The organism is Candidatus Hakubella thermalkaliphila (genome assembly GCF_013281975.1).
GTDB lineage: Bacteria > Actinomycetota > Humimicrobiia > Hakubellales > Hakubellaceae > Hakubella > Hakubella thermalkaliphila.
This window is the reverse complement of record NZ_BLRZ01000240.1, coordinates 1-1,484: the sequence shown is the minus strand read 5'-3', so window position 1 is coordinate 1,484 and position 1,484 is coordinate 1. Positions and strand designations below refer to the sequence as shown.

Annotated in this window: 1 protein-coding gene; it reads right to left on the bottom strand. The window is 49.1% G+C overall.

All coding sequences use genetic code 11. The features are described from left to right. Nucleotides 1–42 precede the first annotated feature (42 nt). A complete protein-coding gene (locus HW443_RS11200; protein ID WP_258190526.1) occupies nucleotides 43–1,107 on the bottom strand; it encodes a zinc-dependent alcohol dehydrogenase in 1,065 nt (354 codons plus the stop codon). Nucleotides 1,108–1,484: the final 377 nt, after the last annotated feature.

Sequence of the window (1,484 nt, the reverse complement as noted above, 5' to 3'; positions counted from 1 at the left end):
GAGATCTGATTTTGAGGTCAATGTGGGAAGTTTTATGCGAAATTAGCTCCTTTTTAGGGGCGAAGTGGGAGATGAGTTTTTGAAATTGGAGTTTTTAGACAGCCTCTTAACCCTGGCGAAGGCCTCCAGGAGCTGGGACAGAGGCAGGGTCTCCCGGATGAACTCCCGGCCGTCTACCAGCCGCGTTGATAACATGTCCAGGGCTCGCTTGATATAGTTGGGAGTATGATGATAGACCCCCATAAGCTTGAGCTCCGAATAGTGGAGAAGGACGGTATCTACGGTGATACTGGTACCGCTCTTGCACCCTCCGAAGAGATTAACTGTGGCGCCCTTTCTGGCTATCTGGATGGCCTCCTCCCAGGCTTCGGGCCTACCCACAGCTTCAATGACCACATCAGCTCCTCGTCCTCCTTCGGTCATCTCTCGGGCTGCCTTGACCTTGTCCTCCACCTGGGAGATGTCTATTACCTCATCTGCCCCAAACTTTTTGGCTTTTTCCATCCTCTCCTGACCCTTGCCCAGAAGGATAGTTCTGGCACCTCTGAGATGAACTAGCCGGGTGATCATCAGGCCAAGAGGCCCTGATCCGAGGATCACTACAGTATCTCCCAGTTTTATCTCCGAGCGCTCCACCCCATGGATGGCACAGGCCAGGGGTTCAGTGAGGGCTGCCTCCTGGAAGGATAGATGATCCGGTATTTCCAGCAAATTGTATCTCACTATGCGCTCCGGAATGGCAATATATTCGGCATAGCCTCCATTCATATATAGCAGGTCTTCACAGAGGCTCTGACGCCCATTTTTGCAATAGAAACACATCTGGCACGGAGCTGTGTTAGCAGGAACCACTCGCATACCAGGCTGGAAGCGAGTAACCCCTTTTCCCAGCTCGACTATGGTTCCGCTGAACTCGTGACCAAAAGTGCAGGGGATCTTCTTGATCATAGTGGGGTGGCCTCTCTGATAAGTCTTAATGTCGGTACCACAGGTCAGGGCTGCCCCCACCCTGAGAAGGACCTCCCCAGGACCTGGTTTGGGCACCTCGATCCTCTCAAAGCGCACATCTCCCGGACCATAAAAAAGGGCTGCATTCATCTGGTTCATAGCATCATCTCCTTATACAGCTTTCACACTTTACCCGTTTTGATTTACCCTCTTCGGCAAGATAATCCTAGCTATCTGGGGAGGAGATGTCAAACGAGTTTTTGGTCGGGCAGCGAAGAACGAATTTAAGAAGATTCTGCTGGAAATTACACTTATCGTGATGTATAATTAGTCTTATGTATAATTGACCCTATTTGGAATGAAAGTGAACTTACAGTGGGGGAAAAGAAGCTTGGTGCGGAAGAGAAGAGGATGGTCTCCTTAAAGAGACAAAGAGAGAATCAGCTCAGAGCACTAAGTAAAGAAAAAATTCTAAAAGAGATAACCCTACAACGTCATTTACCTGAATACCTACAATATGTTGTGGTTCAATTAAA